The sequence below is a fragment of the Bacteroidota bacterium genome (assembly GCA_020402865.1).
GTDB lineage: Bacteria > Bacteroidota > Bacteroidia > Palsa-965 > Palsa-965.
The window spans coordinates 299,435-320,102 of the sequence record JADBYT010000002.1; the positions used below are offsets into that span (position 1 = coordinate 299,435).

At 50.2% G+C, this 20,668-nt stretch carries 21 protein-coding genes; all 21 read right to left on the reverse strand.

All coding sequences use genetic code 11. The annotated features are described in order from the left end of the window. Window positions 1-22: 22 nt before the first annotated feature. On the reverse strand, window positions 23-619 hold the full coding sequence (locus IM638_02325; GenBank protein ID MCA6361846.1) for a cytochrome c oxidase subunit 3: 597 nt from the start codon (window positions 617-619) through the stop codon (window positions 23-25). A gap of 11 nt (window positions 620-630) precedes the next feature. Further along, a complete protein-coding gene (gene cyoE, locus IM638_02330; GenBank protein ID MCA6361847.1) occupies window positions 631-1,491 on the reverse strand; it encodes a protoheme IX farnesyltransferase in 861 nt (286 codons plus the stop codon). A 174-nt stretch (window positions 1,492-1,665) separates the two neighbouring features. After that, window positions 1,666-3,261, reverse strand: a complete 1,596-nt coding sequence (locus IM638_02335) for a hypothetical protein (GenBank protein MCA6361848.1) — start codon at window positions 3,259-3,261, stop codon at window positions 1,666-1,668. Beyond that, window positions 3,261-4,391, reverse strand: coding sequence for an undecaprenyl/decaprenyl-phosphate alpha-N-acetylglucosaminyl 1-phosphate transferase (locus IM638_02340; GenBank protein MCA6361849.1), 1,131 nt, complete (start codon window positions 4,389-4,391; stop codon window positions 3,261-3,263). Before IM638_02340 ends, IM638_02335 begins: the two co-directional genes overlap by 1 nt. 217 nt (window positions 4,392-4,608) lie before the next feature. Further along, complete coding sequence (locus IM638_02345) at window positions 4,609-6,306, reverse strand: hypothetical protein (protein MCA6361850.1); 1,698 nt, start codon at window positions 6,304-6,306, stop codon at window positions 4,609-4,611. 59 nt (window positions 6,307-6,365) lie between these two features. After that, complete coding sequence (locus IM638_02350) at window positions 6,366-7,100, reverse strand: DUF3307 domain-containing protein (protein ID MCA6361851.1); 735 nt, start codon at window positions 7,098-7,100, stop codon at window positions 6,366-6,368. A gap of 10 nt (window positions 7,101-7,110) precedes the next feature. Next, entirely contained in the window at window positions 7,111-7,848 is a 738-nt protein-coding gene (locus tag IM638_02355; protein MCA6361852.1) for a hypothetical protein, read from the reverse strand. A gap of 210 nt (window positions 7,849-8,058) precedes the next feature. Beyond that, a complete protein-coding gene (locus IM638_02360) occupies window positions 8,059-8,619 on the reverse strand; it encodes a GNAT family N-acetyltransferase (protein MCA6361853.1) in 561 nt (186 codons plus the stop codon). Window positions 8,620-8,631: 12 nt separating this feature from the next. After that, window positions 8,632-9,609 (reverse strand): GDP-L-fucose synthase, encoded by a 978-nt coding sequence (locus tag IM638_02365; GenBank protein ID MCA6361854.1) that lies wholly within the window; start codon window positions 9,607-9,609, stop codon window positions 8,632-8,634. A 3-nt stretch (window positions 9,610-9,612) separates the two neighbouring features. After that, the gene (gene gmd / locus IM638_02370) at window positions 9,613-10,701 is read right to left on the reverse strand and encodes a GDP-mannose 4,6-dehydratase (protein MCA6361855.1); all 1,089 of its coding nucleotides are present in this window, start codon (window positions 10,699-10,701) and stop codon (window positions 9,613-9,615) included. A gap of 31 nt (window positions 10,702-10,732) precedes the next feature. After that, window positions 10,733-11,539: a 3'(2'),5'-bisphosphate nucleotidase CysQ gene (gene cysQ, locus IM638_02375; GenBank protein ID MCA6361856.1), complete on the reverse strand. Its 807-nt coding sequence runs from the start codon at window positions 11,537-11,539 to the stop codon at window positions 10,733-10,735. After that, window positions 11,536-11,820 carry a type II toxin-antitoxin system RelE/ParE family toxin gene (locus IM638_02380; GenBank protein ID MCA6361857.1) on the reverse strand — a complete coding sequence of 95 codons (285 nt, stop codon included), beginning with the start codon at window positions 11,818-11,820 and terminating at the stop codon, window positions 11,536-11,538. The genes cysQ and IM638_02380 overlap by 4 nt, the downstream gene beginning before the upstream one ends. Window positions 11,821-11,834: 14 nt before the next feature. Then, window positions 11,835-12,098 carry a hypothetical protein gene (locus IM638_02385; protein MCA6361858.1) on the reverse strand — a complete coding sequence of 88 codons (264 nt, stop codon included), beginning with the start codon at window positions 12,096-12,098 and terminating at the stop codon, window positions 11,835-11,837. A 36-nt stretch (window positions 12,099-12,134) separates the two neighbouring features. Beyond that, window positions 12,135-13,019: an aldehyde dehydrogenase family protein gene (locus IM638_02390; GenBank protein MCA6361859.1), complete on the reverse strand. Its 885-nt coding sequence runs from the start codon at window positions 13,017-13,019 to the stop codon at window positions 12,135-12,137. Window positions 13,020-13,170: 151 nt separating this feature from the next. Continuing rightward, entirely contained in the window at window positions 13,171-14,658 is a 1,488-nt protein-coding gene (locus IM638_02395; GenBank protein ID MCA6361860.1) for a T9SS type A sorting domain-containing protein, read from the reverse strand. 111 nt (window positions 14,659-14,769) lie between these two features. Then, window positions 14,770-15,177 (reverse strand): thiol-disulfide oxidoreductase DCC family protein, encoded by a 408-nt coding sequence (locus tag IM638_02400; protein MCA6361861.1) that lies wholly within the window; start codon window positions 15,175-15,177, stop codon window positions 14,770-14,772. Then, window positions 15,174-16,670 (reverse strand): YncE family protein, encoded by a 1,497-nt coding sequence (locus tag IM638_02405; GenBank protein MCA6361862.1) that lies wholly within the window; start codon window positions 16,668-16,670, stop codon window positions 15,174-15,176. The genes IM638_02400 and IM638_02405 overlap by 4 nt, the downstream gene beginning before the upstream one ends. 138 nt (window positions 16,671-16,808) lie before the next feature. Further along, window positions 16,809-17,276 carry a hypothetical protein gene (locus tag IM638_02410; GenBank protein MCA6361863.1) on the reverse strand — a complete coding sequence of 156 codons (468 nt, stop codon included), beginning with the start codon at window positions 17,274-17,276 and terminating at the stop codon, window positions 16,809-16,811. A gap of 21 nt (window positions 17,277-17,297) precedes the next feature. Further along, the gene (locus tag IM638_02415) at window positions 17,298-17,870 is read right to left on the reverse strand and encodes a hypothetical protein (GenBank protein ID MCA6361864.1); all 573 of its coding nucleotides are present in this window, start codon (window positions 17,868-17,870) and stop codon (window positions 17,298-17,300) included. Window positions 17,871-17,876: 6 nt separating this feature from the next. Then, the gene (locus IM638_02420; protein ID MCA6361865.1) at window positions 17,877-20,249 is read right to left on the reverse strand and encodes a TonB-dependent receptor; all 2,373 of its coding nucleotides are present in this window, start codon (window positions 20,247-20,249) and stop codon (window positions 17,877-17,879) included. A 62-nt stretch (window positions 20,250-20,311) separates the two neighbouring features. Next, complete coding sequence (locus tag IM638_02425; protein ID MCA6361866.1) at window positions 20,312-20,659, reverse strand: hypothetical protein; 348 nt, start codon at window positions 20,657-20,659, stop codon at window positions 20,312-20,314. Window positions 20,660-20,668 lie beyond the last annotated feature (9 nt).

The window sequence follows — 20,668 nt, forward strand, 5'->3', positions numbered from 1 at the left end:
TTGAAATTATGCGGTTGCAAGTTTACTTAAAAAATGTCAAAAACAGGAATAAATAGATCCACAAACCGTCGAGGAAATGCCAGTAAGTGGAACAAAGTACTACTCCGTGTGTATTTGACGAGTTGTAAGCGCCCATTCCGCCTTTTATAGTGGTGATTATCAGTGCGATAATTCCGCCGGCAAGGTGAAGCAGGTGAAGTCCGGAGAAAAGATACAGAAACGAACCTGAAATCAGTGCAGGTTGTTTATCGGGCGAAACAAAGAAAATTCCATTGTTGGTGAGCTCCTGCCAGCCCAGAAATTGGGTGTAACAAAAAGCCAGACCCAGCAAAAGGGTGGTTGACATGAGTGTAACTCCCAGTTGTTTTTTATTTTTTTTGAAGGCCCAGAGGGCAAAGTTTATGGTAAGGCTGCTGATGAGGATAACAGCTGTGCTCACTTTAAACACATCAGGCATAACCAGACTGTACCATTCACCGCCATCGCGGCGCACTACGTAGGCACTGGTGAGTCCTGCAAAAATCATTACAATGCTGAAAATACCCAGCGCAAGCAATCCGCGCTGGCCTTTCTGCTGGCGTTTTTGCTCTTCAGTTTTGAGTTCCATTGCACTTTCCATCCTGTTGTTTTTTAGCCAAAAAGCAGCGCCAGCTGAACCACCGGCAGGTATATAAATGAGCCGAACATTACACGTGCGGCATCTTTTGAGTCGAGTGTGCGGTAGAGCTTGAAGGCCTGAGCAGTAAATAATGCACCGGCGGCTACCGAAATAAGTACACCGATTACCCCCGTTGAAATAAGCTCGCCGCTATTGTACACCGGCAGAAGCAGGGGCATTACGCTCAGCGGCATCAGAAACAGGGTGTACACCAGAATCTGAAACGCCGTGCTTTTGTCGCGTCCGCCGGCAGAGGGTAGCAAACGGAAACCGGCTTTACGGTAGTCTTCATCGGCCACCCAGGCAATGGCCCAGAAATGCGGGAACTGCCATACAAACTGCACGGCAAAAAGAATAAGAGCCGTTACTCCGATACTTCCAAAGCCCGGATCAGCCGCCACCCAGCCCAGCATGGCCGGAATAGCGCCCGGAAATGCGCCCACAAACACCGCCACCGGCGAAACTCGTTTCATGGGGGTGTAAAGCGCCACATACAACACCAGTGATAGGGCTGAAAGCAAACCACTGAGCGGGTTGAGATAATACCAAAGCAGAAAAATACCTGCCACGCCTGTAATTCCGGCCACAACCATGCCCTCAGTTACCGACATGCGGCCTGTGGGTATGGGACGGTTGGCGGTGCGTGTCATGAGCTTGTCGGTTTCGCGCTCGATAAGCTGGTTAAATCCGTTGGATGAGCCCGTTACCAGAAAACCGCCCAGAATGAGCATGGTAATTTCAAGCCAGTCGGCCGCGCGCGAAAATTCGCGTATGCCCATGAAGTAACCGATTACAGCCGAAAACACGACCAGCGAAGCCAGCCGGAATTTCATAAATTGTGCGTAATCGCTGAATTTACTCACAGCGCGTGCCGGTTCGTCTATGCTTTGTGCCTTGGTTTGCAATTTCGGTGGGCAGAAAAACTTTGCAAATGTAGCAACTGCCTCGCCTCGTTGTGCCGCCCGGGGGCAGAATTTAGACCTCTTCTAAATTAAATCAGCTTAACCTCAGAAATCGCGGTACGAACGCCAGGGCGTTAGTTTTAGCCCGGCAAGCACCCAGGCGCTGTTAAATGACTGTCCGGCAGCTGTTTGGCGGCGAATGCCGGCGGTGAGCTCAACTACAATCGGGAAAGGCAGCTTCAGTTTCCAGCCGGCTTTAAATTCGGCGTGTATGAGGTTGGTGGCTAAGCCCTGACCAATAAAGTTGCCATACTCGCGGGGGCGGGGGAAGTAGGAAAGCAACGGATTGCCACCATAATTCAGGCCGGCAGTATCCTGCCCGAATTTGGCTACCATGAGTTTGCCGCTCAAATAGTACCGGCTCCGGTCGAACGCCAGAATGCCGATGGCTTCAGTAAAATTGGCGCCAAGAATATGCGCCAGCGGCATGCCGGCATGCGTGTAGCTTTGCTGCGGACTGCCATGCGCATAGGTGTAGGGGCGTACCATATTCAGCTCGCCCTGAAGTGTAAGACCCACTACACGAAACAGGTTGAATGATTTGTAGCCGAGCTGCAGACCCTGTTTATTGCCCCACCAGCCGTTTTGTGCACGTATTTCACGCAGCAGAAACTCGTCGAGAATAAGCTGTCCGTAAAAACGGTTGTTCTGGTTGATGCGCAGGCCAAAGCCAAAGCCCAGCATGGCATTGTCGCTGGAACCGAGGCTGTATTCGACCGGACGGTAAAACACTACAGGGTTAAGGTAGTTTACATCAAAGCCACGGAAGCGGTTGTTGTCGGTGCCTTGCCACACCACCGATTCAAATACCTGCAGGTTGAGCCATCGGGTGGCGTTGAAACTGATGAGGTGAAAGGAAGCATAGGCTGTGCGCAGGTCGCGGCCGGTTGGGCCGCCGGGATGGCTGAGTGCGGTAAAAAGGCTTGTGTACTGCAGCTTCCATATTTTGGTTGATTGCTGCAGGTAAGGCATAGGGCCGCTTACATCCGACAGCCAGAGCGAGCGGTAGCCTTCGCCCCAGAAATGCTTGTCGCGCCCGGCCTGGAGGTTGAAAATGCGGTTGGGTTTCCAGCTCAGGTAGCCCGATACATGTTGCCAGCTGTACACGCCGTTTGAATCGGCAAAGGCAAAATCGCCCCAGCCGGGTATGCGTTGTGTGCGTACAATCTGGCTGTCCACGTAATCGGTAAAGCTGGCCATGCCGGTTGCTGCGCGCAGCTCGCCGCCAATTTTCTTTTTTACATCAAAACTCAGCTGAAAACCCAGCGCCGATTCATAAATGGTTTCGCCAGCGCCGGCATCCACCCCGGCCTGCATCTGGTAAAGCGGACGCACCAGCATGGCCGATTTCCCGCCGGCCAGAAAGCCTTCGCTGCGTGAATAGTAGTTGGCAAACGTTTGCCGCTGTGCGCGTGCATATCGTGCATCGGGCAAAAGAGGGAATTTTAAACTATCATAAAGCCCGCCGGGCAGGCTGCGCACTGCGCTGTGCGCGTGGACAATGTTATTGATGTAGTCAGCACTTTCGGGATAATCTCTGGCCGAGAGGCCATAGTTAAGTTGTGCATGCAGCAACTGCAGCGAGATAATCGCAGCGATAAATGTAAAAAGAAGGATTCGGGGAGTAGAGCGTTTTATCATCAGGCGGCTTCAACTGATGTGAGCTGGCGGGTTTTGGGCTTAAGCTGCGCCTGCTTTTTGTTGTGGCGGCGCTTAATAAAAATGGGTGTAAGCATAAGAAGTATGCTGGCGGTGCCGGTAATAATAAATGCAGTTGTTTCATCAAGCAGGCGTGTGCCAAAAGCTACACCCATTACAGCCAGCGTACCGCTGTAAATGCTAATTACCGTGCTTTTGTGCGAAAATCCGCTGTCGATAAGCAGGTGATGAAGGTGATTCCGGTCGGCCGAAAAAGGCGATATACCTTTAATGGCGCGGTAAATGAAAATGCGCAGTGTGTCGGTAAGCGGATAAACCAAAATAGCAAGCACGGTTACCGGCGATACAAGTTCTTTAATGACCAAAGGTGTGTTTTCCTGCGGCACAAACTCTACCAGCTTAATGGCCAGAATACTCATAATAAGGCCAATGCTGAGTGAGCCGGAATCGCCCATGAAAATTTTGGCGGGCGAAAAGTTGAAAAACAGAAAAGCCGCCAGCGAACCCGCCAGCGAAAACGAAAGAAGCGCCATTACCAGATCGCCGCCCAGCATGAAAATTGTGCCGAATGCCGCTGATGCAATAAGCCCCACACCTGACGCAAGGCCGTCAACCCCGTCAATGAGGTTAAATGCATTGACTACTACAATATAGGTAAACAGCGAAAGGAAGATACTCGCCCAAAGCGGAATATCATAAATGCCAAACAGGCCGTGTAAACTGCGGATGCGGATTTCAGCCATCAGCACCAGAATCATTCCCACAATAATATGCGCCGCCAGTTTTTTAATCGGCGCGGTTCCCACAATATCATCTTTAATTCCTACAAAAAACAGCATGAGCAACGTGGCCACTACATACTGAAAATCTTTCACGCCCCGGATCAGACCGTCATACTGATTGATGCCATTTGGGAACCAGAGGGAAACGGCAAAAACAGTAGCTGCGAAAATGATAATTCCGCCAATGGTGGGCACCACCCGCTTATGCAGTTTGCGTGCTTCGCCCGGCTCGTCGAACAGGCGCTTCAGAAACGCCACTTTAATTAACGAAGGCGTAACCAGAAGCACCACAAAGAATGATGTTAAAAATGCCAGTATAAGATGCTCCATAGCGTGGTCAGGTGGGCGTTTGGTGTTGCTTATACGAAGCAACTTATTAACAGGTTGTACACAAATGTAAGATTCTTTATTACGACCAATTTCTTTTTTCGTTCGACGGGTGTTAATTCCGGTTGGATGGAAAGGGAAACACCCTTAATTACTTGAGTTGGTGATTGCAATAAAATACGTGAAAGCAGTGAGTCCGGTTTGGCAATTTCAGCCGGGGTCAGAAGAAATCGTAGTAAATATTGCTGAGCGAAGTTCTCAGGGCCACGCTGAAAAGGGTTTGCGCGTTGTTGGTGGAGTTGTTTGTTACATTGCGGGCGGTGAGTCCGGCACTTACGTTGAGGTTGCTGGCGTAGCTTATCATCCAGCCAATGCGGGCATCGAGGTAGTTGAGTCGTGTGTTGGAGGGCAATAAGGTGGTGGCAGTGTTGTCGCTCAGGAAAGGCCATTGGCCAAAGTTCTGGCCGTTTGTGTTTGCTTCTAAGGTGGCCGAGGTGGCTCGCACATGCACGAAGAAATCGCCGATTTTGTATTGCAGGCTGCCGGTAAACTCGCTGAAACCTGCGCCCAGCGGGTGTGCCAGCGGCTGGCCGTAGTGTGTCCACGATTGGGCGGCATCGGCAGTGGCGTAGGAGTAGGGCATTACGCGGTTGTACTCGGCCTGTATGTAAAGGTGTTTAATGGTAAATGTATTGAACGATTTAAGCCCTGCCTGCCAGCCCATTTTCCTTGTTATGCTGTTGTTGCCCAAATTGTCGAGCATAAACTGGCCGTAAAGAGAGGCTGTTTTCAATATATCCACCCGCAGGTTCAGCCCCAGCATATAATTGCGGGTGCTGTTCATGCCCTCGGCGGCCGGGCCAATGCCGGGCAGCGGGTTCCAGAATAAAAAGCCGGTGTTTACCCGGTTTGCCGAGTCGGCCGCATTCCACATTACGCCCTGAAAGAAGCCGAGTTCAAAAATACGTGCCGGCCGCCAGCTCAGCATTTGAAACGAGGCAGGCTTTTTCTGGAACAGCCGCTCGGTTTGGGGTGGTACCGGCGAAATGCTTTGCAAATTGGTAAGCACGGCATACAAGCTGGTAAACTGAAACTGCGACTTTTTCCCAAACCATGCCGTGAGCCGTGCATACGGGTAGTTGAAACTATTGTCAGACAGCAGCAGCGAGCGGTAGCCATCGCCCACAAAATGCTTGCCGTGGCCAGCCTGCACATTCAGCCATTTTGCCGCTTTTACAGATACATAGCCCGATGCCATGGCAAAGTCAAAGCCTGTTGTATCGAATGTTTTCCAGCGGCCCTGCCCCGGAATAACCAGTGTTTTGCGGGCGTAGGCATCAATAAACTCCGGCATCATGGCCTGGTTTTCCTGAAACGAGGTTTCGAACGATATACGCCGGCCAATATCGCCACGGGCCGTTACACCGCGGGTGTTTATCCAGAATGTGCCGCTGCCGGTGCTGTCTGTGGCACTGCCCGCCTGCAAATTGAAAAGCGGGTCGATATATAGGTTGAATGCTGGCTCACCATCTTTGGCCGGGCGTTCAACCTGCAGCAAACTGTTTTGATAATGCCAGCGTTTGAGCCAGTTTCCAAAGCCGGGGCCATTGGCCGCCTGCTTCTGGTGGGCATTGTTCAGTGTAATGGTTTTACGCACCGGCATGCCGTTTTCAATCCAGGGTTTCATGCTGGTATGCACCGGCATTACCAGCGAAACCGATGAATCGGCGGCAATAATGCTTTGCAGTTGCGGGTCGTGAATGAAAGGCCTTAGCCCGGAAGGAATGAGCAGGCCACGATTTCTTACCATTTCTGCCTCGGTTTCCTGCATCCATTCAAAATTGAGCGGCGAAACCGATTGTTGTGCGCGCAAAGAACATGCGGCTAATACAAACAGCAAAACGAAGAAATGTTTCATGCGGAGGTGGTTCGGCTCGTTATACTGGCTAAGCTGGACGGAAGTTTCGGTTTTCGGGCTTACAATAGTATTGTTTTTACGGCAATTCCTGCCAGCAACGCCATGCCGAAACTTAACAGCGTGCCTATGAGTACATATTCTGTCTGTCTGCGCAGTAAATCATTATTTACCGGCGATTCCGATTTTTCCCTGAAACGGATAATTGATTTTGCGGCAATCAGCAAACCGATTGCTTCGTACTGATTTACCAATACGAGTGTAAATGTAATGGTACGTTCGCTTATACCTATCCACATGCCTGCATTGCTCAGTGTATCGCCGCCAAGTGTATCGGCTATTTTATCATACCAGATTTTTATGCTTTTTGCAATTATTATCCGCGCCACCCAGATTACAAACACATAACCGGTAATTATGGCCAGAAAATTTCTGTTGTTTGCCAACCGTTCAATATGCTCTCCCAACTGCGTCATTATTGCCATCTGAGTATCATTGCCCATATATACCCAGCAGAAAAGCAGTACAAGCAAATGCAGAAACTGATCGATATAAAAATAAATCAGTTTATCGGCCTTATAACTTTTCCATAAATCAATACCCGTGTGCGTAATCAATACCGCAAAGAGCACGATAAAATTTCCGGTAAATATTCCTGCCAGAATACCCGCAATGGCACCATGCAGGTACAGATAAACCGATTTATGTTTTTTTTCGTTACGGTCTTTCACCCATTTGCCCGGCTGTAACACAAAATCGGTGAGCAGGTGGCTGAGCAGCAATTTCAGAAAGAGCATGATGCGGTGTTTAAATTTCCTGAGCCAGCATTTCGCGCGAAACGCTGATTGATTTTTTAAGTAATTCCCAGTTTGCCGAACTTATTCGCTGGCTCAGCGAGGGTTGTGTGATTCCGAATTTGTTTGCCAGATCGCTTTGCTTTATTTCCTTATTCCCGGCTTTCAGCAAGGCAAGCACTACTTCGGCCTGATTAAACGACCAGCCTTTAATAATATGATCCACATACTCGCAAATCAGTTCAAGCGATTTTTGTGTGGCGATATGTTTATCTGTGGTAATGGAAAGATTTCTGTCTTTTAAAAGCGCATCAAAACCCCGCCCTGAATTATGAAAGGCAGTGCCGTCTGATTCAGACAGCTTTTTCGCTTTGTAATTGATATCACCTATTCCTATGCTCAGCCTCGCATCGGTTATCAGTACACCATCCCGTATCTCTTTCCCGCCTGCATTTACAAATACATTTCGCCCCGTCTTTTTCTTTTTCCTGTCGGTGCTTTTTTTTACTTCCACACCCGGCTTAAGAATTGTTTTTAAAAAGCACCTGATGTAAACTGCGGCAAACAGGGCATCTTTATATTCATGCACAATTACCTGAAATGAATCGCCCCGGGTAATTTCCAGATTTGTTCTTGCTTTGGCAGTAAACACAAGGCACTCTTTGAGCTTTTGGGCCAACAACGCCCTTTCCTGCCCATCTTTGAGTTTTGATGATCCTGTTATGTCTCCGGTAATTACGGCAAACGGCATGAATTTATTTTTTTCAAATATAGGTAAAAAAGCCTATAATTCAAAATATAGGTAATTTATTCTATATTTTAAAATCCTGCGCTTTCGCAGAAAGCGCAAAGGTGCCGGTTTTCAGTATATAGGTAATTTATTCTATAATTATAAATATAGGTAAAAAAGCCTATATTTATTTTTATAGGTAGTTTATTCTATATTTCTGGAATGCCCCGGTTAGCGCAGCTTTTCCCAGGCTTCGCGGGTAATTCTGAAAATAATTACCGGATCGCCTTTGTGCAGGGTTTGTTTGTCGGGCTGCATGCCGTTGGCAAGTGCGGTGCGCTGCGAGGCAACATTATCTATATGCACAATGGAAATGAGCGAGGGACTGAAATTATTTTCAAACGCATAATCGCGGCATTTTTGGGCAGCTTCGGTGGCAAAACCTTTTCCGCGAAATGCAGGCATGAGCGAGTAGCCGATTTCGAGCTCTTCAATTTCATCTACCGTTTGCACCAGCAGCCCGCATTGCCCCACAAATTCATTTTTCTGTTTTTCAATCAGGGCATTCATCCCGCCCAAATCATTGGCGTAACGGAAATTCACTTTATCAAACCAAACCTCAAGATTTTCTTCGGCCGATTTGATGTCATTCACATTGAAAATGTATTTCAGGGAATCAGGATCACGGCAAAACTCCAGCCAGCATATCCGGTCTGTTTCTTCTAATCTGCGGAACAGCAGGCGGGCGCTGGTTTCTCCTTCTAGTGAGAAACGAAATGTTTTTTCTGCCATGTCGTTGTGCAATTAAGCTTCGCGCAGCACGTGGTTGCCGGCCAGTTCCTGATCAAAAAGTGGCTTTACATCGGTGTACACACTTCGCAAACCGGTTTCGAGGTCGATGCGGTGCGCCCAGCCCAGTGCGTGCAGGCGGCTCACATCGGTAAGTTTACGCGGCGTACCATCGGGCTTGCTGGTGTCGAAACGAAGTTCGCCGGTAAAGCCTACAATGCTGCTGATGAGTTTTGCCAGATCGCCAATGCTTATGTCGGAACCGGTGCCGATGTTGAGGAAGCCGGGTTCGTTCCAGTGGTTCATTACAAACACACAGGCATCGGCCATGTCATCCACATGCAAAAACTCGCGCAGCGGTGTGCCGGTGCCCCATATTTCGGCGTATGCAGCACCTGTGGCTTTGGCGGTGTGAAACTTGCGCAGCAGCGCAGGCATTACGTGCGAGTTGTGCAGGTCGTAGTTGTCGTTGGGCCCGTACAAATTGGTGGGCATCACCGATACGAAATTGCAGCCGTATTGTGCGCGGTAGGCATCACACATTTTTATGCCGGCAATTTTGGCAATGGCGTAGGGTTCGTTGGTAGGTTCAAGCAGGCCGGTGAGCAGCGCATCTTCCTGAAGCGGCTGCGGTGCCATTTTCGGATAAATGCAGGTGGAGCCGAGGAAGAGCAGTTTTTTCACGCCATGCACATGCGCGGCATGAATTACGTTGGCCTCAATCATGAGGTTTTCGTAAATAAAATCGGCGCGGTAGGTGTTGTTGGCCACAATACCGCCCACTTTGGCGGCGGCCAGAAATACAAACTCCGGTTTCTCAGCTGCAAAGAAATCATTTACCGCAGCCTGGTTGCGCAGATCAAGTTCTTTTGATGTGCGCGTGATGATATTTTTGCAGCCGTTTTGTTGCAGCCGCCGCACAATGGCCGAGCCCACCATGCCGCGATGCCCGGCCACAAATATTTTCGATTCGGTGCTTAGCTGTGTGCTCATGGCTTACTCGTGAAAGTGAGATACGGTGTGGCCGCCGTCCATCAGATAGCGGTCGCGCTCAAAGTGTTTCAGGTCAGACTGCACCATTTCGCGGCAAAGTTCCTGCACGGTGGCTTTGGGTTCCCAGCCAAGCACGGTGCGGGCTTTGGTGGCATCGCCCACAAGAAGATCTACTTCAGCCGGACGGAAATACTGCGGATCAATTTGCACCAGCACTTCGCCCGAGGCAGCATCCACACCTTTTTCATCCACACCGCTGCCTTCCCAGCGCAGGGTAATGCCGGCTTCGGCAAACGACCAGTTTACAAATTCGCGCACCGAAATTTTTATACCGGTAGCCAGCACATAATCATCGGGCTTATCCTGCTGAAGCATACGCCACATGCCTTCCACATAGTCGCGGGCATGGCCCCAGTCGCGTTCGGCATCAAGGTTGCCGAGGTACAGTTTTTTCTGCAGGCCGAGTTTGATGCGGGCTGCGGCACGGGTAATTTTCCGGGTCACAAATGTTTCGCCGCGTATGGGGCTTTCGTGGTTAAACAAAATACCGTTGCAGGCATACATGCCGTAAGCCTCGCGGTAATTTTTAGTAATCCAGAACGCATACAGCTTGGCTACACCGTAGGGGCTGCGCGGATAAAAAGGTGTGGTTTCGCGCTGCGGAATTTCCTGCACAAGGCCGTAAAGTTCCGACGTAGAAGCCTGATAAAAACGCGTTTTGTTTTCGAGTTTGAGTATGCGTATGGCCTCAAGCAAACGCAGGGTGCCTAATGCATCGGAATTGGCCGTGTACTCCGGTGTTTCGAACGATACTTTTACATGCGACTGTGCCGCGAGGTTGTAAATCTCGTCGGGCTGCACTTCCTGTACAATGCGAATGAGGTTGGTAGAGTCGGTAAGATCACCGTAGTGCAGCTGAAAAGGCTGGCCCTGCTCATGCCGGTCGTGGTAGAGATGGTCAATACGGTGTGTGTTGAAAAGCGAACTGCGGCGTTTAATGCCGTGTACTTCGTAGCCTTTCTGCAAAAGCAGTTCGGCAAGGTAAGCACCATCCTGACCGGTAACCCCGGTAATTAAAGCAACTTTGGCCATTTGCGCTGAGTAAGGAAGACAGGCGGCAAATTTAATCAATTTCAGCCGCCGTAACGAGGAAGTGAGGATTGATGAGGTTTTGGCGGTTGTAGCGCAGTACACCGCCGTCGGGCCAGGTGCTTACGCGCGCGCCGCTTTCGAGTGCAATGATGTGGCCGGCAGCCGTGTCCCACTCGCTGGTAGGCGCAAAGCGCGGGTATGCGTGTGCTTTGCCTTCGGCCACCAGGCAGAATTTGAGCGAACTGCCCGAAGGCAAAAAATCAACGCGCCCGAAACGGCGTTGTTGCATATTTACATACTGTTCTGTTTCGGGCGATGAATGCGAACGACTGCCGGCAATGGTAAACACTTCGGGCAAAGCTTGCAGGGGCAGGCGCAGAGCCGGGGTGAAATCTGGCGAATGCTGTGTGTGGGCAATGTGCACAAGCCAGGCACCTTCGCCTTTGGCGGCATAGTAAAACAAGCCTTTGGCCGGCGCATACACAATGCCGAACACGGGTGTGCCGTTTTCGCAAAGTGCTATGTTCACGGTAAATTCGCCGTTGCGCTTCACAAACTCTTTAGTGCCATCAAGCGGATCCACAATCCAGCATTGTGTCCATTTCGAGCGGTATTCCTCGTAAGGATGATTGGCGTCGTCTTCTTCGGTGAGAATGGGAATGCCCGAAGGAGCCAGATAACGCGAAATGATTTCGTCGGCAGCTTTGTCGGCCTGAGTAAGCGGCGTGTTGTCGGCTTTGTAATCTACTTCAAAGGCCGTGGTGTAAATGTGCAGTATTGCTTTGCCGGCTTCGTGTGCGGCGGTGAAGGCAGGTTTGTAGAGCGGGTTTTCATTCATAGCGAATATTTTCTGTTGGCTCTGCGAAAATGAATGAATGCCACAAGTGAAAGTTTATCCCTGTTTTGTTTGTAGTAGATGTGGTAAGGGAATCGTGATAAATTTATTTTTCGGATCGAATGTGTAACCGGCTTGCCACTTTCGGGGAAAGTGATCAGTGACTGTAGATTAACTTCAATATCATCGAGCAAACTTAATGCCAGAGCTTCATGTATATCGACGTAATATTCAACAGCAGATTCAAGTTGTTTGGCGAATAGACGTGACTCAATAATCTGCATAAAGCACGAAAGAATTATCCGGCCTTGTTTTTTGAATGTGAAATTTCGGTTCTCAATCTGTTGAGGTGCGCATGCCAACTTTCAGTATGGATAGTTCCGGCCTCAATTTCCTGGTCAGCCTTTAGAATTGAGGCAATTTCATCAGGTGTTAAATCCTCGCTGGTTTCATTAATCATTGGTAATTGCTCGATAATAGCAGACAACATTTTCAACTGCTGTTCATCATCAATCGAATTGATATGGCGGATTATTTCCTCTTTCAGTGATGCAGTTGTCATGGCATAATTTTTAATCAACTAAAGTTACTGAATAAATCAGTATTTCGCACCGCCCGCACCAATCTGCTCAATCGGGTGCCAGGTGGTTTTTACTTCCTGCAGGTCGATAATGAAATACGGATTTTGTGCTGCGGCATCACTCCAGTTGTTTTCGCTCCAGTTGAATGTACGTTTCACATTGGCCGCTGCTTTTTCCTGCGCCAGTTTCCAGTCGGCGGCGCTGCCCGCTGCCATTACCAGTGCATTCACATCCATGTGTGAGGCCATGTGGCTGAGCAGCTCTTTGATTTGGCCGGTGAGAATATTTATCACACCGCCGGGCAAATCGGAAGTAGCCAGCACTTCGCCAAACGTAATGGCGCAAAGCGGCTTTTGTTCCGAAGCCAGCACCACACAAGTGTTGCCGCCGGCAATTACCGGCGCAATAACCGATACAAGCCCGGCCAGCGACGTATCCTGCGGTGCCACCACAGCCACCACGCCCGCAGGCTCTGGCACCGAAAAGTTGAAGTGCGACGATTGCACCGGATTCACCGTGCTGAACAGTTGCTGATATTTATCGCACCAGCCGGCATAATGCACCAGGCGGTCAACCGAAAGAGCCACTTCTTTTTCGGCGGCGGCTTTGGTGAGGCCCTGCTGCATGAGTTCTTCAATAAACTGTGCCTTGCGGCCTTCCAGCATTTCGGCTATTCGATAGAGAATCTGACTGCGGTTGTAGCCGTTGCGGCCGCTCCAGCCGCCAAATGCGCCGCGTGCAGCCACCACGGCATTCCTGAAATCCTTGCGCGAACTCAGACAAATATTTGCCAGCACCTTGCCCTTTTTATCCGTAAGCGGATAATAACGGCCTGATTCAGTACGCGGAAATTGTCCGCCAATATAGAGCTTGTAGGTTTTCAGGATTTCGATGCGCGACATAACAGGTGAATTTCGTCATCTAAGATACCCAAATCTCCCGAAACAGATCAATTTTAGCAGACTTCGATTTGTGCAACACATTCGTTAAGCTGCATAAAAAAAGCTCCGGTTTTGTGTAACCGGAGCTTTCAGTTCAATGCGCATATATTCCTTAATTGCGAATAATTTTTACGCTGGAAACAACGCCATGTTCATTTACAAGCGAACCAAAATACAAGCCTGCCGGTACGCCGCTTAGTTCGATGAGTTGTGTATGACTGTTGATGCGCGTTTCTGAAACTACCCGCCCGGAAACGTCTGTTAACACAAATACAAGCTGATCAGAAACAGTTGCATCATGGCGAAGTGTAAGTGCCGTGTTGCCCGGATTAGGGTAAACCTGAAGTGAAGTAACTTCTGCAGGTTCTGAAATGCCGGTTACCGAAGCATCATAGTATGTGCGGATGATTACTGTTGATGTTGAAGTTTGTGCAGGAAAACCATTGTCGCTGGCAGTTGCCGTTATTGTATAAACACCGGGAGGAAAGTCTTTCGCTCTGAACGTGCAAATGTATTCTTTATAGGCATTTTGCATTACGATTGATTCTGTGCTCATCGCTCCTGCGGGAGCATTGGTGGTGAATGAAGCCGTAACGGTCTGGTTGATTTCAGGTGTAAAAAAGCGAAATGTAATTTGTATCGAATCCTGATTCATTGTCCGCAATGTGTCGCCAGTAAACACGTCAATTGTATCGCACAGCGCACTGTTCATAATAAAAGGAGGAACGTTGCCCTGAATACCGATATTGAAATATACTTCAAGGTCATCGAGCCAGCTTACTTCATCGGCAGTGCCGTAAGGTCCGTTAAACGCATAGCCTGATGTATCAAAACGGCCAACCTGAAAATAGTCCACGCCATTTCCCTGGTTCACACCCACTGTGGCCGGCACACCGCCAAAACCATTCACCCCTGCCGATGCATCACCTGTTGTCCATTCCATATCGCCGTAGCAGAAGCCTACATTGTTTCCCGGAGGTAAGATGCTGTCTAATCCATTTGTGATGATAAGCTGAAAGCTGTTTCGCTTATCTGAATGGATGTTAAAATATCCCACACTATCCCATTTTATAACCATATAAGTGGGAGTAATTTTATAATACACCAAACCACTTAAGCTGTCGCGGGTATCCACATCGGCCCAAAACGGGGCAATCATTCCTACACTGGTTGTAGGGAATGAGTCTGCAGTGAAATTGAAGTATGTAGTATCAAAGGAAATATTTCCATTGTTATTTATAAATACAGCATTTTTGGGTGTGCCGAAGTAATTAAAACTAAATGGCAACGATATACCCGGTGAGGAAAAATCATCGTTACGGTAATCGGGCGGGAAGGAGCCTTGGAAAGGCACCACAAAAAATGTCGAATCCAGAGGAATCATGCAGTTACACACGTTACTGCTTTGCAGCTGCACGGGAGGGTTTGAATACCTGGTGTGGGCTGCTTGTGTTGAAGTTGCGTTAAATACGTAACGGGTGTTTGGTTGCAGCTGCCCGGCAAGTTTCAGTTGCGCATAGGTCTCTGGAGTAATTGTAATAGACTGTGAAACGGCAGCTATTGAAAATGTCAGGAAGAAAAGTAGAAATAGCTTTTTCATAATTTCCGGTTTAGGAAAGAGGTAATCCTAAATATCAAGTCGTAAAAATGATTGTGGGTTGCCTGTGAAACGAAGTTCGGGGAAAGATTTTTCTTGAAGTGATTATGAAGATTAACTGAGGAATTTCTTTCGGATCTCCGGCGTAGGCACCATGCACGCCTCGCGTTTTCCCCACCATTTATAGCGGTTCCGGCCAACCCAGTCATACACGGCATCGCGCAGGAAAGGCGGAACAATAATAAACACAAACAGCAGTGGCCAGGCTCCGCTCATGCGCCGTGCAATGCGCAGCGCGGCAGAGGAACGCTGATAGATTTTGTCGTTTTCTATCAATGCCACACTGTCTAAATTTTCGGCTTTTATGCCAAAGGGCTCAAGCAGTTTAACGGCAATTTCCGATTGCAGCGGAGCCACGCGGAAACGGTCTTTCGGGTCGTGTGTAATGATGCGGTTTACCCCGGCATTGCAAAAGTTGCAAACGCCGTCAAACAGCACAATGTATTTGCCTTCGTGGCTCATGGTCGCACGGCGCAGGAATACGGGTCAACGGCTACTTCTATTTTGCTGCCCGGAATTACGCGCCAGTCGCCGAAGCGGATAAATACCACGTTGCCGTTTCGTCCGCCGCAGTTTGTGCTGTGGTGCGGTGCCGGCCCGCCCGAAGCCACGTTGCGGTTGGCCACAAAGCAAATTCCTTTCGCATCATCAACGGCCACGCCGTGTGGCTGAAAGCCGGAGTTAAGGCTGGCTTCCACCGTGTTGGTATTCGTATTAATCACATACACCGAGCCTCGGTTGCCGGGGTAAGTGGCCGTATCTTCCATGCAGGTAATAAACAGGTAAGGCGAGTTTCGTGAAATGGCCAGTTCCTGCGGATACACACCAACCGGAACCGTGGCAATCAGCTGCATGGTGGCGGCATCGAGCACGCGTATTTTGTTTGAATGCTGGCTGGTTATATAGAGCTTCGTTCCGTCGGGCGAAAAAATCATGTCGTGCGGATTCTCGCTGTTGGTGTTCAGCGGTTGTGTGGTGCCATCTATCACCACCTTGTCAGGCGAAGTGGTAAACTGCGGATCGCTGATGTCGAATTTATAAATGTAATTGCCCTGGTTGCAGGTTACGTACAGCGTATCGCCGTTTGGATGTATGGCCGAGCCGTGCGGCTGCACCAGCAGGCCCGAACCCTGAAACATCAGCTCAAACTGCATGGTGTTCAGGTTTACCTGTGCAATGCGTCCGTTCGGGTTCCAGTCCACCACGTAGGCGCGCTGTCCGTCGGGCGTAATTGAAAACGTATTCCAGCTTCCGTAGGCAATGTTTGAATTCGGCCCAAGCAAAATACGCCCCACAAACGCATCGTCTGAACAGCGGTACTTTTCAATGTAACGCCCGTTCGAAAACACCACGTACCAGAACTGTCCGTCGGGCGAAATTTTTACGTTGTGCGGCGATTCAATTACACCCTCAGCGCCCACTTTTATCTTGCGCATCTGCACGCCTGTTTGCTGATCAAACACCGTCACTACATCACAACCCTGATTGGTCACGTAATATTTTGCCCGGTTCGGATTATCACTGAATGCCACGTAACCGTTGGCATCGGGCGCACCGGCATCAATCCAGTTACGCAGACGAATTACCTCTTCGCGGCTCAGCGGTTCGTCCTGCAAAGGCATCGTAGGCTCGGCAAATACGCCCAAATCTTCGAAATGATTGGTAAACAAAAACAGCGTGCTGTATTCGTGCGCATACGGAATCACCACCGCACCGTTCCTGTCGCCCCGCATCAGCGAAGTCCACGAACTCAGGTCAAGCCCCGCTGCAGCCCCCGCACTCTGTGCATTGTGGCAGCCCGAAACGGCACATTTGGTAATCAGAATTTTGGCTATTTCTACCGGATATCCGCGCTCCGTTAAATCGGCCGGCATGTCGCGGCGGCAGCCGCTTACAAACATTCCCGCTGCTATTCCCGCACTTCCCAGCAGCATCAAAAAACGTTGTGCACGCATACTTTTTGCTTTACCGTAAAGTTAAGGTTTTTTAGACGGGAAGCGAAAGCATGAAACCCGTGTTGAGGTTAAAAAAGGAATTACAAAAAAACAGGCTGTTTCCGTGTGTCGGAAACAGCCTGCGAGGACTCGATGATTTTACATCTTCTCCAGCTTCATCACCACCGTTTGCCCCGGAAAACCAACGGCATTGGTAGTGGTAAACTCCATCACACTCTTCTTCCTTTCCTTCACTTCATACACGCCGCTGAAATTCTGGCACTGAATAATGTTTTCTTCCGCCTCGTGACCGCCGCCGTGTGTGTCTTCAATGCTGCTCTGGTTCGAAAGCTCAAACTTTTTGGCTTTTTCCCTGAACTGCCAGATGAAATGTGCATGGTAGCTGTGGTTGGTCCAGTCGCCTTTGCATGACGCGCCACCGTAAATATCGCAGTCTTCAAACGTAAGTGTGGGCAAATGATCCTGCGCCACACCATCAACGGTGAGTGTGGTTACTTTCCATGTAGCGCCGCTCAACCGGTCAGATGCCTGTTTGGTTTTGTTGCAGGCGCCCAGCACAAGCAGCAGGCAGATGGTGATTGAAGCAAAAATGGTGTTCTTTTTCATGGTGTGTATCGGTTATTGAGGTTATTGAATAATTGTCTGGAAGGTTACATCCACATCCGTATCGCCGGTAGCCACGTTGCCGTTTTTAATGCCGGGCTGATGCTTGAGAATGACTTGCGTAGTACCTGTGGAGGCTGCACCGGTGCGGAATTTATTCTGCAAACCGATGGGCAGCGGGGGCGTATTGGTATCACTGTCGAGGTAAGTGTGTGTAACGCCGGCGCCGGTAAAGCTGAAGAAGAACTGGTGGTCGTTGGCTTCTTCAAGTACTTCGTTTGAAATGGTATCCACCGGACTGGCAAGTGTATTCAACAACACCACATCAACCAGATACGTTTTGGAAGGCTGCAAACGAAGCGTATCCCAGCGCGAGGGAACACCGCTGCCGTCGCCGTCTGGATCGAGAAAAACTACTGTATCCACCGCATTGCCCGTAGCCGAATCGGTGACCACAAGTTGCAGACTGGTAATAATTTCCTGCTCATTCACCACGGGCGGCGGCACAGTTACCTGATCGTCGTCTTTTTTGCAGGCGGTGAAAATTGAAGTTGCGGCTACAGCCACAATGAAGTATTTTTTGAATTGCGTGTTCATACTATTTTAATGCTGATTGTTTGAATTGTTTGAGGGCCTGAAATTAAATGGTATTTGTACATACAGCCTGATGTTACGGCCCATATCATCGGCATAGTAACGGAAACGGTTCAGGTAATCGCGGTAGGTTTCGTTCAGTAAATTGGTTACTGTAATTCCCGCGTTTATCTGCTGTCCGTTTGCCCACACAAAACTGGCACCGGCCTGCATGCGTACTAAGGTATATGCACCCGGTGGCGCAACAAAATCGCTGTTTTGTGGTACTCTGAATTGTTTGTTCACATATTGCACTCCGGCACCGGCATAGGCATTGCGGATGCGCTTTTTGTCTTTCCAGTCGTACTGCAAACCAAGTTCAAAACGATCGGCAGGCATAAGAATGAGCCAGTCGTTAAGATCATGGTTCCATGCGCGGAGTATGGATGCTTTACCTGTGGCCGAAATGCCCCGGGAAAGTGTACGCCGCACTGAAAAGTCAGCACCGCGCAGCGTTACATTGGCCTGCGAAAAACGGAAGGTGGGAAATGCACCCTGAATACTCACCGTGGGCGGCATTACCGGCCGGGCAAAAATGAAACCGGCAATGTAGTTGTAATACACACTCACTTCGGCATCCATTACTTCGTGTTCGTGCCAGTTAAACGCTGCGGTGGCATTGTAGGCCGTTTCGGGCGTGAGGTTGCGGTCGCCAATTTCTACCGATGCAGCGCCGTGGTGCAGGCCATCGCTGTAAAGCTCGTTTACCGAAGGCGAGCGCCAGGCCGTGCCGGCATTAATAAGCAACATTGCTTTTTCGCTGAAACGGAAGGTGGCACCCAAAATGGCCGTGGCGTTGGCAAAGGTGTGAACCGGCGTTATCACCACGTTGTTTTCCCATTTAAACACTTCCAGCTTCCGGTACTCGGCGCGCACACCGGCTTCGAGTGTAAGCAGCGAGTCGCCATGCCAGCGTTCGGTGGCCCACACGGCAGCGGTGCGGTTCCGGAAATTGGGAATGAAAAACCGCCCGGCATAGGTGTTTGCCTGATGCTGCGCTGTAACGCCAAACGCGCCTGTAAACCGCCCCACTGCTTTATGCTCGGCCAGCACTTCGGCAAAATGCGAAGTGATTTCGTAGCTCAGGTCGGGGCGGTTGAGTGCTGCCAGCGAATCGTTTCGCGGCCGGTGCTTGTCGTACTCTAAGCGCTTGTTGTACTGCCGCGCATACACGGCTTCCAGCGTCCACACATCACTTAAATGGTAATGCAGTTTTGCTTTGGCCAGTTCATGTTCCACCTGCTGAAACGGCCGGCCAATGGTGTAGCTGAACGAATCGGGAGCAAGCGGGCGCACGCTGTTAAACGCGGTGTACAAATCGGTAATGTTGCCGATGTGCGAGCCGGAGAAGATGCCAATTTTGGTGTTGAACTGGCTGTAATACACTTCGGCTTCCATGCGCTCGCGGTGCCAGCCGGCGGCGGCCGAGAAATTGGCTTCGCTTACTCCGGTGTTCCACAGGCGGTAGTTGGGCGTATTTACATTTCCGCCCCGGCGCAGCGTACCCTGCACACGCCAGCTCAGCGAAGGCAAACGGGCAAAGTTCTGTTCAACCATAAGCGAAGCATTCCCTTCGCGGTTGTTGCTGAAACCGGCCAGATGCATTTCACCGCCAAGTCCGGCGCTGTCGCGCAGGGCACCGGGTTCTACCAGTACCACGCCGCCCAGTGCATCGCTGCCGTAGCGCATACTGCCGGCGCCTTTTATAACCGTAATGCGCTTTGCGGTAAACGGATCTATTTCGGGCGCATGCTCAAGCCCCCATTGCTGGCCTTCCTGCCGCACACCGTTGTTCAGTATCAGAATACGGTTGCTGTGCAGGCCGTGAATCATGGGTTTGGCAATGTTTGAGCCGGTTTGCAGCGCAGTAACACCGGTTATGGCTGTAAGCGCCTCGCCCAGCGATTTGCCGCGCACCTGATCGAGTGTGCGGCCGCTGAGTTCTTCGCGGGGCTGACTGATGCCTGTGGCCGGAGCCTGCTCGCTTATTACCACTGTGGGGCCGGTGTGCTCGTGGTGCGGAAGCCCGAAGTCGAGCACTGTGTTTTCGGTAAGCGAAAACGTTTTGCGCATCATTTCGCAGTTCAGGTGCGAGCATTCGGCCGTGTACTCGCCACTGCAAAGTGCACGGAAACCGTAACGGCCCTTTTCATCGGCATAGGTCGCAGTAACGGCGCCCGAGCCCAGATGCCGGAGCCGTATAAATGCATACGGCAGCACCTCGCTCCGCCCCGAATCGCGCACCACGCCCGAAAGCGATAAACTGCATCCGGCCAATGCCTGTTGTGCCTGCAGCGGCAAATACAGCATTGCACCGAACATCAGTAAAATGAATGTTCGCATGAGTATTAACTGAATAGATCACACGTTGCATTGTGTAAAATGCAACAACCGGAAAAGCGGTGTTAACCTATCAGCTGCGGCGGGCCGCGCAGAAAAAGAAAAGAGGGTTCGGAAAGGAAAACCGGACTTACTACCAGTGCCGCGTGCGCATAGCTGTGTGCGGCAATTACCGGTCTGAAAATAAACTCATGTGCTGCACACGATTCGCCTTCAAGCTGCTCAAATGTACAATGCACGTGTGCGTGGCCGATTGTAGTTCCGGCTTTGCTAACGGCTGTAATCTCGTGCTCGGTATCGTTGTGCGGAAATAACTCGTGAATGAGTTCCTGCGGAAGCAAATGCACGGCAAACAGCAGCATGGCCACCCATGCTCCCTGCTTTTTTACAAACTGCCGTGTACGTTGCAACATGTCGCAAAG

Bases quoted from the DNA above. Each gene is read 5' to 3' on its own strand.
- IM638_02390 (MCA6361859.1), bottom strand. From the start codon at position 13,019: ATGTCGCGCATCGAAATCCTGAAAACCTACAAGCTCTATATTGGCGGA.
- IM638_02405 (MCA6361862.1), bottom strand. From the start codon at position 16,670: ATGCGTGCACAACGTTTTTTGATGCTGCTGGGAAGTGCGGGAATAGCA.
- IM638_02335 (MCA6361848.1), bottom strand. From the start codon at position 3,261: ATGATAAAACGCTCTACTCCCCGAATCCTTCTTTTTACATTTATCGCT.
- IM638_02420 (MCA6361865.1), bottom strand. From the start codon at position 20,249: ATGCGAACATTCATTTTACTGATGTTCGGTGCAATGCTGTATTTGCCG.
- gmd (MCA6361855.1), bottom strand. From the start codon at position 10,701: ATGGCCAAAGTTGCTTTAATTACCGGGGTTACCGGTCAGGATGGTGCT.
- IM638_02350 (MCA6361851.1), bottom strand. From the start codon at position 7,100: ATGCTCTTTCTGAAATTGCTGCTCAGCCACCTGCTCACCGATTTTGTG.
- IM638_02400 (MCA6361861.1), bottom strand. From the start codon at position 15,177: ATGAGCCACGAAGGCAAATACATTGTGCTGTTTGACGGCGTTTGCAAC.
- IM638_02380 (MCA6361857.1), bottom strand. From the start codon at position 11,820: ATGCAGATTATTGAGTCACGTCTATTCGCCAAACAACTTGAATCTGCT.
- IM638_02385 (MCA6361858.1), bottom strand. From the start codon at position 12,098: ATGACAACTGCATCACTGAAAGAGGAAATAATCCGCCATATCAATTCG.
- IM638_02355 (MCA6361852.1), bottom strand. From the start codon at position 7,848: ATGCCGTTTGCCGTAATTACCGGAGACATAACAGGATCATCAAAACTC.
- cyoE (MCA6361847.1), bottom strand. From the start codon at position 1,491: ATGAAATTCCGGCTGGCTTCGCTGGTCGTGTTTTCGGCTGTAATCGGT.
- cysQ (MCA6361856.1), bottom strand. From the start codon at position 11,539: ATGAATGAAAACCCGCTCTACAAACCTGCCTTCACCGCCGCACACGAA.
- IM638_02325 (MCA6361846.1), bottom strand. From the start codon at position 619: ATGGAAAGTGCAATGGAACTCAAAACTGAAGAGCAAAAACGCCAGCAG.
- IM638_02340 (MCA6361849.1), bottom strand. From the start codon at position 4,391: ATGGAGCATCTTATACTGGCATTTTTAACATCATTCTTTGTGGTGCTT.
- IM638_02415 (MCA6361864.1), bottom strand. From the start codon at position 17,870: ATGAACACGCAATTCAAAAAATACTTCATTGTGGCTGTAGCCGCAACT.
- IM638_02365 (MCA6361854.1), bottom strand. From the start codon at position 9,609: ATGAGCACACAGCTAAGCACCGAATCGAAAATATTTGTGGCCGGGCAT.
- IM638_02410 (MCA6361863.1), bottom strand. From the start codon at position 17,276: ATGAAAAAGAACACCATTTTTGCTTCAATCACCATCTGCCTGCTGCTT.
- IM638_02360 (MCA6361853.1), bottom strand. From the start codon at position 8,619: ATGGCAGAAAAAACATTTCGTTTCTCACTAGAAGGAGAAACCAGCGCC.
- IM638_02395 (MCA6361860.1), bottom strand. From the start codon at position 14,658: ATGAAAAAGCTATTTCTACTTTTCTTCCTGACATTTTCAATAGCTGCC.
- IM638_02345 (MCA6361850.1), bottom strand. From the start codon at position 6,306: ATGAAACATTTCTTCGTTTTGCTGTTTGTATTAGCCGCATGTTCTTTG.
- IM638_02425 (MCA6361866.1), bottom strand. From the start codon at position 20,659: ATGTTGCAACGTACACGGCAGTTTGTAAAAAAGCAGGGAGCATGGGTG.